This is a genomic window from Candidatus Pelagibacter sp. Uisw_130, assembly GCF_047722505.1.
In the GTDB taxonomy this organism is placed as follows: Bacteria; Pseudomonadota; Alphaproteobacteria; order Pelagibacterales; family Pelagibacteraceae; genus Pelagibacter.
The window spans coordinates 992640-1010050 of the sequence record NZ_CP159814.1 but is presented as its reverse complement, the minus strand read 5'-3'; the positions used below and the strand labels follow the sequence as shown (position 1 = coordinate 1010050).

At 30.2% G+C, this 17411-nt stretch carries 17 protein-coding genes; 15 read left to right on the top strand and 2 right to left on the bottom strand.

The window, feature by feature from the left end; all coding sequences use genetic code 11:
* Window positions 1-81: 81 nt before the first annotated feature.
* From ABXT55_RS05500 to ABXT55_RS05450, 11 genes are all read left to right on the top strand, one after another.
* On the top strand, window positions 82-1647 hold the full coding sequence (locus ABXT55_RS05500; RefSeq protein ID WP_415284319.1) for a 2-isopropylmalate synthase: 1566 nt from the start codon (window positions 82-84) through the stop codon (window positions 1645-1647).
* A gap of 1 nt (window position 1648) precedes the next feature.
* Window positions 1649-2686, top strand: coding sequence for a rod shape-determining protein (locus ABXT55_RS05495; protein ID WP_415284318.1), 1038 nt, complete (start codon window positions 1649-1651; stop codon window positions 2684-2686).
* A 5-nt stretch (window positions 2687-2691) separates the two neighbouring features.
* On the top strand, window positions 2692-3906 hold the full coding sequence (gene mreC / locus ABXT55_RS05490) for a rod shape-determining protein MreC (protein ID WP_415284316.1): 1215 nt from the start codon (window positions 2692-2694) through the stop codon (window positions 3904-3906).
* A gap of 511 nt (window positions 3907-4417) precedes the next feature.
* Window positions 4418-6385, top strand: a complete 1968-nt coding sequence (gene mrdA / locus ABXT55_RS05485) for a penicillin-binding protein 2 (RefSeq protein ID WP_415284315.1) — start codon at window positions 4418-4420, stop codon at window positions 6383-6385.
* Window positions 6386-7507, top strand: a complete 1122-nt coding sequence (gene rodA / locus ABXT55_RS05480) for a rod shape-determining protein RodA (RefSeq protein WP_415284314.1) — start codon at window positions 6386-6388, stop codon at window positions 7505-7507.
* 66 nt (window positions 7508-7573) lie between these two features.
* Window positions 7574-8815: an NAD(P)/FAD-dependent oxidoreductase gene (locus ABXT55_RS05475; RefSeq protein WP_415284312.1), complete on the top strand. Its 1242-nt coding sequence runs from the start codon at window positions 7574-7576 to the stop codon at window positions 8813-8815.
* Window positions 8816-9715 (top strand): DMT family transporter, encoded by a 900-nt coding sequence (locus ABXT55_RS05470; RefSeq protein ID WP_415284311.1) that lies wholly within the window; start codon window positions 8816-8818, stop codon window positions 9713-9715.
* Window positions 9708-10658, top strand: coding sequence for a D-2-hydroxyacid dehydrogenase family protein (locus ABXT55_RS05465; protein ID WP_415284310.1), 951 nt, complete (start codon window positions 9708-9710; stop codon window positions 10656-10658). The genes ABXT55_RS05470 and ABXT55_RS05465 overlap by 8 nt, the downstream gene beginning before the upstream one ends.
* 13 nt (window positions 10659-10671) lie before the next feature.
* Window positions 10672-11400 carry an FkbM family methyltransferase gene (locus tag ABXT55_RS05460; protein ID WP_415284309.1) on the top strand — a complete coding sequence of 243 codons (729 nt, stop codon included), beginning with the start codon at window positions 10672-10674 and terminating at the stop codon, window positions 11398-11400.
* Entirely contained in the window at window positions 11400-11768 is a 369-nt protein-coding gene (gene msrB, locus ABXT55_RS05455; protein ID WP_415284308.1) for a peptide-methionine (R)-S-oxide reductase MsrB, read from the top strand. The genes ABXT55_RS05460 and msrB overlap by 1 nt, the downstream gene beginning before the upstream one ends.
* A gap of 35 nt (window positions 11769-11803) precedes the next feature.
* Window positions 11804-12616: an inverse autotransporter beta domain-containing protein gene (locus tag ABXT55_RS05450; RefSeq protein WP_415284307.1), complete on the top strand. Its 813-nt coding sequence runs from the start codon at window positions 11804-11806 to the stop codon at window positions 12614-12616.
* A gap of 4 nt (window positions 12617-12620) precedes the next feature.
* On the opposite strand, the gene grxC is transcribed toward ABXT55_RS05450, so the two are convergent.
* Window positions 12621-12875 carry a glutaredoxin 3 gene (grxC, locus tag ABXT55_RS05445; protein ID WP_415284306.1) on the bottom strand — a complete coding sequence of 85 codons (255 nt, stop codon included), beginning with the start codon at window positions 12873-12875 and terminating at the stop codon, window positions 12621-12623.
* A gap of 66 nt (window positions 12876-12941) precedes the next feature.
* Here grxC and ABXT55_RS05440 point away from each other — a divergent pair, with 66 nt between their 5' ends.
* Together ABXT55_RS05440 and ABXT55_RS05435 are read left to right on the top strand one after the other, a co-directional pair.
* The gene (locus ABXT55_RS05440; RefSeq protein WP_415284305.1) at window positions 12942-13901 is read left to right on the top strand and encodes an inverse autotransporter beta domain-containing protein; all 960 of its coding nucleotides are present in this window, start codon (window positions 12942-12944) and stop codon (window positions 13899-13901) included.
* The gene (locus ABXT55_RS05435) at window positions 13891-14970 is read left to right on the top strand and encodes a hypothetical protein (protein ID WP_415284304.1); all 1080 of its coding nucleotides are present in this window, start codon (window positions 13891-13893) and stop codon (window positions 14968-14970) included. The genes ABXT55_RS05440 and ABXT55_RS05435 overlap by 11 nt, the downstream gene beginning before the upstream one ends.
* Window positions 14971-15030: 60 nt before the next feature.
* Here ABXT55_RS05435 and ABXT55_RS05430 read toward each other — a convergent pair whose 3' ends face one another.
* Window positions 15031-15327 (bottom strand): TIGR03643 family protein, encoded by a 297-nt coding sequence (locus ABXT55_RS05430; RefSeq protein ID WP_415284303.1) that lies wholly within the window; start codon window positions 15325-15327, stop codon window positions 15031-15033.
* A 135-nt stretch (window positions 15328-15462) separates the two neighbouring features.
* Here ABXT55_RS05430 and ABXT55_RS05425 point away from each other — a divergent pair, with 135 nt between their 5' ends.
* Window positions 15463-16077, top strand: coding sequence for a LysE family translocator (locus ABXT55_RS05425; protein WP_415284302.1), 615 nt, complete (start codon window positions 15463-15465; stop codon window positions 16075-16077).
* An 88-nt stretch (window positions 16078-16165) separates the two neighbouring features.
* Entirely contained in the window at window positions 16166-17401 is a 1236-nt protein-coding gene (locus ABXT55_RS05420) for an amino acid ABC transporter substrate-binding protein (protein ID WP_415284301.1), read from the top strand.
* Window positions 17402-17411 lie beyond the last annotated feature (10 nt).

Genomic DNA, 17411 nt, shown 5'->3' with positions numbered 1-17411 from the left:
CCAATTAAGACTGCCCCGTTAAATACGATAATAATTTACAATCTCCCTTATAGATTGTATCATATTTTTTAAAAATTATTTATGATTGATAAAGATAAAATTTTTATATTTGATACAACAATGAGAGACGGTGAACAATCACCGGGAGCCTCTATGAGTCTTGAAGAAAAAATTCAAATTTCTAGAATTTTTGATGAACTAGGAATTGATATAATTGAAGCTGGATTCCCAATCGCATCCCCTGGAGATTTTGAAGCTGTATCAGCTATAAGTAAAATTTTAAAAAATTCAATTCCGTGTGGATTATCAAGAGCTAGTAAAAAAGATATTGATGCATGTCATGAAGCTTTAAAATCAGCACCAAGGTTTAGAATACACACTTTTATTTCAACAAGTGCTCTTCATATGAAACATAAGTTAAATAAATCACAAGAACAAGTATTAGATGCAATTAAAGAAAGTGTCACTTACGCAAGAAATCTTACAGATGATGTTGAGTGGTCATGCGAAGACGGAACAAGAACTGATATGGATTTTATGTGTAAAATAGTCGAGTTGGCAATCAAGAGTGGAGCAAAAACAATAAATATTCCTGATACAGTCGGTTACACGATTCCATCTGAATTTACAAAAATTATTACAACATTAAAAAATAAAGTACCGAATATTGATAAAGCTATTTTATCAGTTCATTGTCATAATGATTTAGGATTAGCTGTTGCAAATTCTTTAGCAGGAGTTTCTGCTGGAGCTAGACAAGTTGAGTGTACAATAAATGGAATTGGCGAAAGGGCAGGAAATGCTGCGCTAGAAGAAATTGTAATGGCAATAAAAACTAGAAATGATTTAATGCCTTATACAACTGGCATTAATACTGAATTATTAAGTAAAGCTTCAAAGGTAGTTTCTAATGCAACTTTCCCAGTTCAATTTAATAAAGCAATTGTCGGAAAAAATGCATTTGCTCATGAGGCTGGTATTCATCAAGATGGAATGCTTAAAAATAGAGAGACATATGAAATTATGACACCAGAAAGTGTGGGTGTTAAAAAAACTTCTTTAGTAATGGGAAAACATTCTGGACGACACGCATTTAAAGAGAAACTAAACGATCTTGGATATGTGGATGTTACAGATGATATTATTCAATCTGCTTTTGGAAAGTTTAAAATTTTAGCAGATAAGAAAAAACATGTTTATGATGATGATATAGCAGCTTTAGTTGATGACAGTATGATTTCAGAAAAAAGTGTCATAAATCTAAAATCATTAAAAGTTTTTGCCGGAACAGGAGAGCCACAAAGAGCAGAGATGACCTTAGATGTTTATGGAGAAGTTAAAAAAACTTCTGAAACTGGTGATGGGCCAGTTGATGCAATATTTAAATGCATAAAAGTTTTATATCCACATGATGTGAAACTACAATTATATCAAGTACATGCTGTAACAGAAGGGACAGATGCACAAGCCACTGTAAGTGTTCGAATTGAGGAAAAAGGAAAAACTACAGTTGGACAAACTTCAGATACTGATACACTAGTAGCTTCAGCAAATGCTTATCTAAGTGCTTTAAATAAGATGATTATTAAAAGAAAAAAAACTAGTGCTCCGATTGAGCATGAAACTCAGAAAGTGAAGGGAATATAAGATGGATAATTGGTTTAAAAGTATAACTAACGTTTGGAGTCAGGATATGGCGATTGATCTTGGAACCGCTAACACACTTGTTGTTTTAAAAGGAAAAGGAGTAGTTTTAAATGAGCCATCTGTTGTCGCCATTGCTGATAATAATGGAAAAAAAACTGTATTAGCCGTGGGGGATGAAGCTAAAACTATGCTTGGAAGAACGCCTGGCAACATAAGCGCTATTAGACCCTTAAGAGATGGAGTGATTGCAGATTTTATAGTTACCGAAGAAATGATTAAACATTTTATAAAAAAAGTTCATAAAAATAAAACGTTTGCAAACCCAAGAATTTTAATTTGCGTACCAACAGGATCAACACCAGTTGAAAGAAAAGCTATTCAAGATAGTGCTCTTGCAGCTGGAGCTAGAAGGGTTCAGTTAATTGAAGAACCAATTGCAGCAGCGATTGGAGCAGGCCTTCCAATTTCAGAAGCAACAGGATCAATGGTGGTTGATATTGGTGGAGGTACTACGGAGATAGCTGTTATGTCACTAGGAGGTCTTGTTTATTCTAAATCATTAAGAGTGGCAGGAGATGCAATGGATGCAGCGCTTGTTGATTATATGAGAAAAGAATATAATCTTATGATTGGAGACAGTACTGCAGAAAAAATAAAAAAAGAAATTGGTACAGCTATACCATCAAACAGTAACACTTATGCAGTCAAAGGTAGAGACTTAAGGTCAGGAACGCCTAAAGAAGTGAATATTACCGAAGAAGATACCGCTGAAGCATTAAATGCTATTTTAAAACAGATGGTGAATGGAATAAAAGATGCCCTTGAGCACACACCTCCTGAATTATCTGCTGATTTGGTAGATATGGGATTAACATTAACAGGTGGTGGAGCATTATTAAAAAATATTGATAAAAGGTTTTCCAAAGAAACAGGATTACCAGTTTTTATAGCGGATGATCCATTAGCATGCGTTGCGATTGGTACTGGAAAAGCTCTAGAACAAGAAGAAATATTCTCTACTATGCTATCTGAATATTAGAAATAATGGAAACAAGCAGAGATGATTTTGTAATAGCAATAAGATCTGCATTTTTAAAAAAAGGAACTCAACAAAAATTTTCATTACTTGGATTAATTTTTTTTTCTATATTATTTTTAATCTTAGGGAGTTATAATTTTAAGGTTATTAATTTAGTAAAAATTTCAATCAAAGAAATTGTATATAGGTCTTCATTCATAGTTTCAGGACCAGAAAAAATTATTGAGGATAGTTTTAATAGAATAACCAATCATATAAATCATTATACTAGCTATCAATTAATCGAAAAAGAATTAAAAAAATTAAAGTCTAAAGATTTATCAAAACAAATAATTACATTAGAAAACATAAGGTACAAAAAACTAGTTGATGATTATTTTATAAAAAATAATGAAATTGTTGCAAAAGTACTAATTGATAGGAATAGTCCATTTCTAAGAACTGTTGTTGTAAATAAGGGAAGTAAAAATAATATAAAGCTTGGGATGGCAGTTCTTGATGATGAATATCTAATTGGAAAAGTGGTTGAAGTAAATTTTTTCACATCTAGAGTTTTATTGTTATCAGATATTAATTCTAAAATTCCGGTATCTATATTACCAAATGATATTCAGGCAATCATGTCAGGTGATGGTAAAAAAAACGGTTCTATACAATATATTCAAGAGGTAGATCTTAAAAACGATAGTGATGAAATAATAGTTGTAACATCAGGAGCAGGAGGATTGTTTAAAAGTGGAATATTAGTTGGAAAAATAAAAGCTGTAGAAAATACAACAACGAACAGTTTAAAAGTTGATATCTATAAAGATTTTACACAACTTAAGTATGTAAAAGTCACATCTTTTTCTAAGAAAGTAACTGTTTTAGATCAAACGTCTAAAAAAGAATTAAAAAAAATGAATGCTCAAATTTTAGAAGCAACAAAAAAAGAAGAAAATTTAAGAATACTACTGGAGGAAAAGAAAATAGCTATTGAAGTTAGACAAAATATTGAGGAAGAGAATAGTCAACTTAAAAATAAACTTTTTAATTTACAAACTGAGCTTGCAGATCTTAAACGGTCTGCTCTAGTACAAAAAAATCAAGAAGAAGAAATAAAATTCTTAAGATTAAATCTTTTATACGGACACAAATGTAGGAAAACTATATTTAACAAACTTTATAAAGTAGGAACACCAAAATATAAAAATTGTGTTTTACAAAAAGGAAAAATATAGATGAGCAGATTAAGAAAAAATTATATAAGAAGTGTTTTATTTAAATACTTCCCATTGATTTTACTTTTTGTGTCAATAATGAATGACTTTAACTTTAATGATTTGGAATTAAAATATTTTTCCTTTAATTTTAGCTATATATTAATTTTTTATTACACGCTAAAGAGAAAAGAAGCCCTAGGTTATGTAAGTCTCTTCGTAGCAGGGTTATTCAACGATGTAATTATAGGGTTGCCAATGGGAATTAGTAGTTTGTTATTTTTGTTACAGTGTGGATTGGCATCATATTTAAGAAATATAACATTAACACCCAATCTTTTTAAAGATTGGATTTTTTTTTTAATTACTCTATTAATCCTAAATTCACTCTCATATATATTACTGGTTCTTATTTTCGAATACGATATTGATTATATAAAAAGTATTTTTAATACATTTTTTACATTTATTTTGTATTTTTTTTTCACATATATGTTTCGTTTTATTGAAAACTTTTTTATAGGCTTTAGGAATGCAGAGTAATCATTTTGGTGGTGAAAAACTTCACACCATCAATAGAAGAATGTTTATTATTGGTGTAGCAAAGTTTGTAGTTTTTACTGGAATAATTATAAGGTTGTTTTCATTACAAATTACAGAAAATAAAAAGTATCTAACTTTATCTGATAAAAATAGACTGAGAGAATGGAGATTACCACCTGTAAGAGGAGAATTTTTAGACTATTTTGGAAATGTGATTGCAGGCAACCTTAAAGTATATCAACTACATATTATCCCTGAACAAGTTGAAAATTTTAAAAGTTTAATGTTGAGGTTAAAAGAACTTTTAAATTTAAGTGACACACAATTTAATAAAATTATTAAAAAAAAAAATAGTCAAAAATCATGGGAAACTTTAATTGTATCTGACAATTTAACCTGGGAACAATTTACTAAAATCAATTTTTTTTTACATGAATTGACTGGTGCAAAAGCTGTGCTTTCAGTATCTCGCGATTATCCACTGAGTGAAAATTATACACATGTATTGGGATATGTAAGTAGGGCAAGCGTAAAAGATATTTTAAATAATGAGGTAATTAAAAATAATCATGTGCCGGGTCTTAAGGTGGGCAAAACAGGTTTGGAGAAATCATTTGAAAATGATTTAATTGGATCAAGCGGCATACAAAGATATGAGGTTAATGCATATGGAAAAAGAATTAATCAAATAGACCACGAAGAGGGCATAAAAGGGAAAACAATTAAGCTTACAATTGACACAGAGGTTCAAAAACTTAGCAACGAATTATTAAAAGGTGTAGCTGGATCAATTAGTGTAATGGACATTTATACAGGAGATATAATTGCCATGCATTCATCCCCATCATTTGATCCTAATTTATTTTTATTTGGTATCAGCCAAGATGATTGGCAGCTAATTAGAAATAATCCATTAAAACCGTTAGTTAACAAGACTTTATCTGGATTATATTCGCCTGGATCAACCATTAAACCAATAGTAGCCCTTTCTGCACTTGAGAACGATGTTATTTCTAAAAATTTCAAAGTTAATTGTGCTGGCAAAATTGAAATGTATGGTCAAACATATCATTGTTGGAAAAAAAAAGGACATGGAGTTGTTAATTTAAAAAGTGCCATGAAAGTGTCTTGTGATACTTATTTTTATGAAATCGCAAGAAAACTTGGAGTTGATCGATTGAAAAAAACAGCTCTAAAGTTTGGTCTTGGAGAGAAAGTTTTAAATGAAATTTATAGTAATGAAAAAAAAGGATTAGTTCCAGACACACAATGGAAAAAAGATACCCTAGGAAAAGGATGGGTTATAGGTGAAACACTAATTACAGGTATTGGGCAAGGTTATTTGCAAACTACACCACTACAATTATGTCTCATGACGGCCCAACTAGCAAATGGAGGATTTAAGATTTATCCAAAAATAGTAGTGGAAGCGAACGCTAAAACAGAAACTGAAATTAAATCTATAATGAACAATAATATAGAACAATTAAATTTAAAAAATAATGAATTAAAATTAGAAACATCAAAACTTTTTGATTTTCTAAATATCAAAAAACATGAACCTTTATTTCTAAACTCTAAAAATATAAAACTAGTCAGAGAGGCAATGTTTGCCTCAACCAATGAGATAAGAGGAACGTCTTACAAATCAAGAATTGATGATCCCAAATATCAATTTGCTGGAAAAACTGGAACATCACAAGTAAAAAGAATTACAGCAGAAGATAGAGAGCTTGATTTAAAAACATTTGAAATTCCATACAATGAAAGAGATCACGCTTTATACGTAGCTTTTGGGCCATATAAAAACCCAAGGTATGCATTAAGTATTGTAATTGAACATGGTGGATCGGGTAGCTCTACTGCAGCACCGATTGCAAAGAGGCTTTTTAAATTAATTATAGATAGGCACGAACTTAGAGAGAAAATTAAGATTAAAAAAACCATTAAGATATAAATGCAATATAATTCATTTAATGTACAACCCACATTTTTTCAAAAATTAAGAGACTTTGATTATATATTATTGTTGTGTATTTTATGTCTTGGACTAATTAGTGCTTTGTCTATGTATTCAACAGATGGAGGGGAAATTTTATTTCATAGTAAAAGTCATATTTTAAAATTTTTAATTTTTTTTACAATGATGATTTTTATGTCACTTATTAACATTAAAATTTGGCATTATTTTGCTTACTTATTTTATGGGGTAGTTTTATTTCTTTTAATTTGGGCCTCTTTATACGGTATTAAAGCTTCAGGGTCACAAAGATGGATCAATTTATATTTGATCAATTTACAACCATCTGAATTAATGAAAATTTCAATAATAGTATGTCTTGCTAGGTATTATCACCGTATCCAACTAGATAAAGTGAACACCTTGCAGGTCATCTTTATTGCTTTTATAATTTTAATTTTACCAATTATGCTGGTTATTACCCAACCTGACTTGGGAACTTCAATTTTAATTGCATTAAGTGGATTGGCAGTTATTTGGCTAGCAGGAATTAATATTAAATATTTTGTATATTCTTTTATTGCTTTATTAGTTTTAATGCCTTTTGCTATTGCTTTTTTACAGCCCTATCAAAAACTAAGAATTTTAACATTTCTTGATCCAGATAAAGACCCATTAGGTGCGGGTTATCAAATAATTCAATCTAAAATAGCAGTTGGGTCTGGTGGCCTTACTGGAAAAGGTTTTTTGAAAGGTACACAAAGTTATTTAGAATTTTTACCAGAAAAACATACAGATTTTATTTTTACTTTATTTGCAGAAGAGCACGGGTTTTTAGGCTCTTTAGGATTACTTCTAATCTATATTATAATTATTTATAGAGTTTTAAGAATTGGCTCAATTTCAAGAAGTTATTTTGCAAAACTTTTTTGTTATGGCTATGGATCTGCCATATTTTTTTATGTTTCAGTAAACATGTCGATGGTGTTAGGACTGCTGCCCATTGTTGGGTCACCATTGCCTATTATGTCTTATGGAGGATCTTCAATGCTTGCAACAATGATTGGTTTTGCAATTGTTATGAGCGCTAAAATTAATCATAAACATCTAATAGCTTAATATTTTAAATAAAATTAGTCGAATTTGCCACTGGAAAAAATTTATCTAGAAATTATACAGAATACCATGAGTAAAAAATTAAAGATTGGAATTATTGGGGCAGGTATTCAGGGAATATCTAATGGATTATTTTTGCAAAAAAAAGGTTTTGATGTAACAATCTTTGATAAAGAAGAGCCAGGCAGCCCGGCTGCTTCTTATGGTAATGCAGGTCACTTCTCACCTTATGCATGTGTCTTAATGAATAGACCCGATGTTTTATCGGATGTTCCTGCAATGCTTTTAAGCTCAACTGGTCCACTTGCTCTTAAGTGGAATTATGTGCCAAAAATGATTCCTTGGTTTCTGCAATTTATTAGAAACTGTACAACCGAAAGAATGATGCACACAGCAAAAAATATGCACCAAATTTTAGATCTAGCACTACCAGCATATGATGAGCTATTTGATGAAATAGACCTGGAAGGTTTAGTCGAAAAAAAAGGTATCTTATATATTTGGAATGATCAAAATTTGAAAAGCAGAGAGCTAGAAATTAAAGTTAGAAATGAATTGGGTGTTGATCAACAAGTAGTGACACCAAAAGAAATTCATGACCTAGAACCTAATATTAAACCTTTTTACCATGGTGGTGTTTATTATCAGCATGGAAGACATGCGAGAAACCCAAAAAAAATTCTTTTAAAGTTATTTGATCTTTTTTTAAAAAAAAGTGGAAAATTTTTAAAAATGAATGTTCAAGACATTAATTTTGACGAGGAAAAACCAGTCATAAAAACTGAAACACAAAAATTTATTGTTGATAAATTGGTAATTGCATGTGGTGCTTTTTCTAAAATATTAACAGACAATTTAGATGAAAAAATACCTCTTGATACAGAAAGAGGGTACCATGTTCACTTTAAAGATTGCGATCATCTTTTAAAAAGACCAGTAATTTTTTCCAATAGAGGCTTTGGTATTACACCAATGGAACAGGGACTTAGAGTTGTTGGCACTGTTGAATTTGGTGGTCTAAATAATCCTCTATCTAAAGGAAGAATTAAAAATTTAATTAATAATGCAAAATACATGTTAGGTGACCTGCCAGACCACGAAGATGAATGGATGGGCTTTAGACCTAGCTTACCTGATTTTTTACCAGTAATAGGTCCATCAAAAAATCATAAAAATATTTTTTATAGTTTTGGTCACCATCATTTGGGATGGACTTTAGGACCTATCTCAGGAAAAATAATAGCTGGAATGATTGCAGAAGAAAACACTAATTTAAACTTAAAACCTTATAGCTCACTTAGGTTTAGCTAAGTGATAAATAAAAATAATGTCGCTTATATATTTTTATTTCTAGCAGCTTTATTCTGGTCAGGAAATTTTTTAGTTGGTAAATTTGCTAGTCAATATGAAGTACCTCCATTTTCATTAAATTTTTATAGATGGCTTTTTGCTTGGTTGATCTTAGCTCCATTTACAATTCAAGAAATATTTGAAAAAAGAAATTATATTTTAGAAAATTATAAATATTATACAATTCTTGGAATAACGAGTGTTACCATATTTAATTCAATCGTCTATTATTCTTTAAACTTTACGCAAGTTATTAGTGGAGTGTTAATGATATCAACAATACCTGTAATGATAATTTTTATTTCATCAATTTTAAAGATTGAAAAAACTAATACTTTTCAAATATTAGGGGTTACATGTTCTTTTATTGGAGTTGTTTTGATAATCACTAAAGCAAATCTTGGAATATTAATGAATTTAGATTTTAATAAAGGTGACATTACAATGGTTTTTGGAATGTTGTCATGGGCTACTTATTCAGCACTATTAAAGAAAAAAAAACATGAATTATCTCAACTAGGGTTACTAGAAGTAGTAATTTCATTTGGTTTTATTTTCTTAATACCAATTTACTTTATAGAGTACCAAATGGGCTTTAGAATTATTCTAAATCAAAACTTTTACATGATTTTATTTTATGTAGTTTTGTTTCCAGGTCTTGCTTCTTTTATTTTTTGGATAAAAGGAGTTGCTTTAATTGGTGCTAATAGAGCAGGTGTTTTTTTACATATGATGCCTATTTTAAGTGCAATTATGGCAATGATTATTTTTAATGAAAAATTTATGTTTTATCATATGTTGGGTGCAATATTTATTTTAACAGGAATTCTTTTATCAAATAGAAAGATTAAAAATGCTTAAAGTTGCTATCTTAGATGATTACCAAAACGTGTCTCATGAATTTGTTGACCTAAAAAAACTATCTGGAAAATATGAATTTAAAATATTTAGTGAACCCTTTGAAGATGAGGCAGACGCTATAGAGCAATTAGCAGATTTTGAAGCATTATTGATAATGAGAGAAAGAACTCCTATTACTAAAAATTTAATTGATAATTTAAATGACCTTAAATACATCATTACAAGTGGCTCAAGAAATAAAGCAATAGACTTAGCTGCCGCTAAAAAGAGAAAGATTATAGTGTGTGGAACAGAGATTGATTTTGCAGGAACCACAGAATTAACCTGGGGTTTAATCTTAGGTTTAGCTAGAAACTTTAAAGAAGAAATTGATAATATGTATCAAGGTTACTGGCAATCAACTATTGGATTTGAGCTTAAAGGAAAAATTTTAGGGTTAGTTGGACTTGGAAGAGTTGGTTCACAAGTTGCTAAAATTGGTAAAGCTTTTGGTATGGAAATTATGGCTTGGAGTGAAAATTTGAATTTAGATACTTGTAAAGAATTGGGTGTACTTCCATGTAGTAAAGAAGACTTATTTCAAAATTCTGATTTTATATCCATCCATGTTCAAGGTGGAGAAAGATATAAAGAGTTAATAAAACTAAAAGAGCTAGACACAATGAAAAAAACTGCTTTTTTAATTAACACTTCAAGAGGATCCATCATTAATGAAGATGATTTAATTATAGCGCTATCAACTAATGTTATTGCAGGTGCTGGTCTAGATGTTTATGATATAGAACCTTTGCCAGAAAATAATAAATTAAGATTTTTACCAAATGCATTGTTACTTCCACATATTGGTTATGTTACAGCAGAGAATTACACTAAATTTTATACACAAATGATTGAAAATTTAGAGGCATGTGTTAATAAAAAGCCAGTGCGTTTAATAGAATAATCCATAAAAATTTATGAGGAAGTCAAAATCTAAATTTCTCAATTTTGTAAAGAAATATCCATTTTTTAAAAAGCTTTATTATTTCTATAACATCTATATTAGATACTATAAATCTTTAAAAAATGGATCACAATTTGGAGAAGAACAATTTATACTAAGTTTTTTTGAGAAAGATCACAAAGGTAAATTTGTTGATATTGGTTGCTTTCACCCAACAAGATACAACAACACCTACAAAATGTATAAACTTGGGTGGAGAGGAATAAACATTGATCTTAATCCTTTAACTATAGAGTTATTTAATTTTTTAAGAACTAAAGATATTAATATTAATGCAGCAATATCAGACAAAGAAGAACTAAAGACTCTCTATTTTATTGATGAATTAAACACTCAAAATACCTTAGAAAGTAATCATTTATTATTTCTAAAAAAACACCACAATGTAAGTGATGAAGAAATATCATTAAGTGAAATAAGCACAAAGAGATTAGATAGAATATTAAATGAGTATAAATTTAATGATATTGATTTTTTAAATATAGATGTTGAAGGTCATGAGCTGAATATTCTAAGCTCAATAGATTATAACAGATTTAATATTAAATTTATTTCTGTAGAAATGATAAACCATAATAAAGAAGCGAAGATTATCGGTCAAAAACTTAATGATTTATTAAATAAAAATAACTATTTTTTAGAAAAAATAATGGGAAACAATTATATATTTAAAAAAAAATAATGAAAAAAAACATAGATTTAACAGCAGAGCAAAAATTAGTCTTATTTGAGGATGGCACAGAGTCACCAGGTACAAGTGATTTAAATAATGAAAAAAGAGAAGGAAGCTATTACTGTGTTAACTGTGATGAAAAATTATTTGATTCAACTGCTAAATATGAAAGCGGTTCAGGTTGGCCTTCATTTTATCAATCACTTCCAGATGCATTTGAAACTAAAACAGATACACTATTAGGGTACGAGAGAGTAGAATATCACTGTAAAAAATGTGGTGGACATCATGGTCATATCTTTGAAGATGGACCAGATCCAACTGGAAAAAGATACTGTAATAATGGAGTTTGCTTAATATTTAAGCCAAAAAATTAATATTTACAAATAAATAATTTTTGTTGTAAAAAAAAATGAGAGTTTTGTTATTAATTCTTAGTCTATTGATTTCTACTGCGGTTAATGCAGATATTAAGGGGCAAGCATTATCTAAAGCTTCAGAAAAAATATCTTCAACTATAGGAAATTTAATACCAGGTGAAGGTGTAACGGAAGTTTCAGTTGAAATTAGAGAAGAAGATAATCCTGACTTTGAAATTTTAGGTGTAAGAGATATTTTATCAAAAGAGAATTCAAATTTATTCACACAATTTAGCATTCATAATAATGAAGTTAATGGAGATAATAGATATATTGGAAACTTAGGTCTTGGGTATAGATTTTTAAATTCTGATAAATCTATGATGTTTGGTGCAAACTCATTTTATGACAAAGACATACAAGAAGATCATTCAAGAATAAGTTTAGGATTTGAGGTAAAAGCTTCAATCCTAGATTTTACATTAAATAAATATCAAAAAACAACTAATATGAAAGTTGTTAATGGTGATGAAGCTGCAGGAGTTTATTACATGGGAGAAGCTTTAGGTAGTGATATGGGTGCAGGTGATGCGCTAAATTTTATTGCTGCTGATGGTTCAGTAAGTGCTGATGATGATAACTCATTAGCTGATCCAGGTAACGTAGATATTATGCACAGAACTGTATTAACAGCCCCTGTTAATATTACTTTAGGAAGACTTCCAACAGTTAAGATAGCTTTTGGAACAACAGCAGCTATTGGTTGGGGTTATGGCGCTGCCGGAACTGCAGGACATTGCACTACTAGTTCAAATGCAACAGGTCTTTTTGGTGCAGAACCAAGTGTAGTAATTACTTTTCAATAAATTTTTATTTTAATAAGTCTTGTAGTTTATTTTCTTTTTCAAGAGCTCTAGCTTCATCGTAACCACCAATGTGTTGATCACCAAAAAAGATTTGAGGAATAGTTCTTTTACCATTAGCTTTTGTAATCATTTCATCCATTGCACCATCTACTGTTGCAATATTAATTTCTTTATATTCAACATTGTTTCTGGTTAATAATCGTTTTGCTGCATCGCAAAAATTGCATAGTGGACCTGTATAAATAGTAACATCTTTCATTATCTAAGACCTATTTTGGTTTATTTTTAAGTTTAAAAAACTGACTATATTTGATAAATAAAATTTGTGAAGAATTTATTTATCAGTACAGCTTTAATTTACATGATTTCTATTCATTCTGTAAGTGTTTCAGCAGAATTAGTAAAAAATAAAATTAATGAATTTTCTAATGAAACAGCACTGGCTATTTCTAATTTTGCTAAAAATAATTTTGAAAATATGAAATACCTAGATTTTGATATCCAAGTGCAAGAAAAATTAAAACCAAGCTTTAGTATTATGAGTGTAACTGAGCTTTTAAAGATAGATTCTGGAACAGTTTTTAATCAAACAAGTTTAAATACACATGATGACGATGAAACAATAAATATTGGTTTTGGTGTTCGGAAGCTTCTAAATGATAACAAATTTTTGATAGGTTCTAATTTATTTTATGATCAACAGTTTGATGAAGGTCATACAAGAACAGGAGCAGGCGTTGAAGCTATTTCAAGTGTTTTTGATTTAAGAGGAAATTATTATAATGCTATCAGTGGTTCAAAAAATACTAATGATGGATCAGAAAGAGCATTAGATGGATGGGATACGCAATTAGATTATCATCTACCTGGAAAAAGAGATGTAAATGTTTTTGCAAATTTATTTGAATTTGAAAATCCTGCAACAGGCAGCACTCATGAAGTGAAAGGAACTAAAATTGGAGCTAATGCGTCTTTAGGTAATTTTATTATAGAGAGTGGATATTTGGATGACAATCAGAATAACGATGCTTTTTTTGGCAGTATTAAATTTGTTGTAGTTTTAGGAGATAAAATAAAAAAAGACTATTATGCATTGTCAGAAATAAAAGACCCTACAAGTGATAAAAAAATGAAAGACTCGTACCAATTAGCAAGCCTTAAAAATAAGAGAAAAGCATTTGAATATACAAGCGTAGAAGACAAATTATATCTTCCAGTGAAAAGAGAGAATAAGATAAGAGTAGTTAAAATATCTAAATCAGGAGTAAAAGTCAGTGGATTCTAATATTTTAAAAAAGCTACCTATTTTACTTATTATTGTTTTGTTAAGTATAGTTTTTAATATAGTTGCACAAAATTCAGCTAAAGCCGAGGCTTGTATTAGAGATGCTGATAATAAAATAAAAGTAAAAGTTTCCCCCTCTAATGACTCTGGTGGTAATGGTCAAATAGTATCTCACACAGCAGGGAGTTACGTCAAGGATTCTTGTAACGAACAACCTCTCTTTTATAAAGTAAAATTTTACAGATTTATGGTATGTACTGCAGACCCTTTTGTTGCAGGAACTGGTGATACTGGAGCTGAGCAAGATTTTAGTTCTTGTGAAGATATTTTTAATAGTGCTGCAGGAAAAGATATTATAATTACACCAACTGGCCAAGAAGACCTTTTGGAAGGTGATCTTGTTTTGCCCATTGGATCGTATCCTTTTGCTGCTGTAATTGTAGACAATGAATTAAAGGTAAAACATCAAGAAACTTTTGTAAAAGCTGATGGTAACGACCCAACAATGAATGGATTTCATGCATCAACATATTCAGCAGGAACTATTTGTTGGAGTATTGATAAAACAACTGTTTATACTAATCGAGCTGAAGGACAACAAGTTGGTAGTGTTGGTATAACAGAAAGTTATATAGCTACAGCAACTAATAATACGCAAAAATTGGGCATGGCTTGTGGAACTTCTGTTGGAGCAAATTATGATTATGCAACAGAAATCATTGATTCAGTCGATAGCACTTGTGATACTTCTAATGATTGTGGAACAACTTTTAGACCGTATACAGGTTATGAAGAAATTGGTTCAATTGGCGCTGAAATGGCAGGAGCTTTACTTCAAACAGATGAAGCTATTGCAACTACATTAGCAAATGCACAAAGAATATTTGGTGCTTTTAAACTTGGAACTCCTTTGGTAATTACTGAAGATATTGCTGGATTAGAGTTACAGTTTAACACGTCAGAATCGGTAAGTGTTGATTTTCAATACGATGGAGGCGGAACAGATATACAGGCAAAAAAAATAGGTGTTGAACCATTTGGTATCAAATTTGTAATTACAAATAAATAATTTTTAGAACATCACAACTATTTTAGGTAATTATATATAAATAGTGAATGATTTTATGAACTATAAATAATCATTCTTTTTTATTTTGTTAGTTATTTCTTTTCTAGAGTATTCAAATTTTTTTTTGTGTTTTATACTTTTTTGATTAACTCTTTTTCTCCATAATCTAAAAGACACAGGTTTTATAGATCGTCTCATAATCTTGATAACTTCACCTTCTGTCTTTCCAGTCTTTTTCTCTATTTCTTCAAAAGTGATCCGATCAGCCCAAGCAGCCCAGATGATCCAGTCAGGATCTGATATATGGGGTTCTGGATTTTTGACCCTAGTTATTGGGGTGTGACCTTTTTTTTTCATAAATCCTCAATAATCATCATATTTGAAAAAAATGATTAATGCATTTTATTTAGGGTCGTGATATCTTTAAATTTAGATAGTCCATCTTAGCCATCTTTAGCTCCTGGTTTATTTGGACTATCCTCAGACTTTAAAATGCTCCCTTTAAATTACTTTCTTTTTTTACAAATAATTTTATTTCTATTTATTACCCCTGGTACACCTAGAATTGTTATCATTTCTTATTCTATGAATTATGGAGTTCAAAAATGTATTTGGACAGCACTTGGAGATATTACTGCAAATTTTATTCAAGCAACGTTAGTAATTTTTGTACTTGGATCTTTTTTTGTAGATAATCCAAACTTTCTAAATACTTTTAAGTGGATAGGAATTGCATATTTACTCTACCTTGCTTACGATATTTATAACTCAAGACTTAAAGATGTAAGCTCAGATAATACTACCTCAAAAAGTTTTTTTTCTTTTTTTAAAGATGGGTTTTTAGTTGCAGGAACAAGTCCTAAAGCTTGGATGTTTTTTCCATTAATCTTTCCACAGTTCATTGATTTTAATTCAAACTATGTTGTTCAATTTATAATTTTAATTACAACATATGTAGTTTTAGATTTTTTATCTTTAATTGCTTATGCTGTACTTGCCAGAAAGTTAATTGTTTGGATAAAAGCAAATCCAAAAGTTATAAATACAATTTCAGCGTGCGTGCTAATAATAATCGCAATTATAATAGCTTTTATTCAAAAATATTAAGTCGCAATCTTTAATACATACTTGTTTGTTTTTTAATTTCAGAGTTAAATAATTTTTTTAAATTTAAAACTAATAAAGGAAAATAAAAATGAAAATCAGAAATATACTAATTACTTTAGTTTCTGCAATTGCTCTTTTAATTTCAGCTTCAACTATATCTTTCGCGAAGGTTGTTGGGGATAAAATTATTTTAGGTGCAGCTGTTTCATTAACTGGAAAATATTCATCTAATGGTGTTCATACTCAAAACGGTTATAATTTAGCAGTTGAGAGAATTAACAGCATGGGTGGTGTTAAAGTTGGTGGAAAAACTTACAAGTTTGATATTATTTATTACGATGATGAGTCAAACTCAGGAAGAGCAGCACAACTTGCAGAAAGATTAATCCAACAAGATGGTGTTCAGTTTATGCTTGGGCCTTATAGCTCAGGACTTACAAAAGCTATGGCTCCTGTAACTGAAAAATATGAAGTTCCTATGGTTGAAGCAAACGGTGCGTCTAGATCGTTATTCACTAAAGGCTACAAATATTTATTTGCAGTACTTGCCCCAGCGAACTTATATCTTGATGTAGCAATTGATCTTGCAGTTGAAAAAAACGGTGGAAAACCAGTTAAGATTGCAATGGCATTTGAACAAGATCCCTTTTCTCAAGATGTGAGATTGGGTATTGTTGAAGCTGCTAAAAGAACAGGTTCTACAATCATCATAGATGACAAGTTACCAAAAGAGCTTAATACTATGCAAACAACTTTAAATGAGGTTAGGGTTAAGAAGCCAGACGTACTTGTGGTATCAGGACATACTAAGGGTGCCTTGACAGCAGTCAAAGAAATAGCAGAAATGAAGATTGATGTTCCAATGCTAGCAATGACACATTGTGATGCTGCTAAACTTTCTAAACAATTGGGTGATATATCTGAGTATGCACTTTGTGCATCTCAATGGCATAAATCTTTATCATACAAAGATAAGTTCTTTGGTGGTGGTATGAAATATGATGCTGACTTTACTAAAGCGTTTGGATATGCACCGCCATATCAAGCTGCTGAATCTTCGGCTGCTTTATTAGTTTTTAAAGATGCGTTCGAAAGAGCACAATCATTTGATACTAAAAAAGTTAGAGATGCTTTAGCTGCAACTGATATGCAAACTTTTTATGGAAACATAAAATTTGCTGCAGGTGGTCAAAACGTATCTAAGCCAATGGTACTTTTTCAAGTGATTTGTGATGCTGGTAAGTGTGAAAATAAAGTTGTAGCTCCTACAAAATGGGCATCAGCTGAGTTAGTACACCCAACTCCAACTTGGTCAAATAGATAATATCTAATAT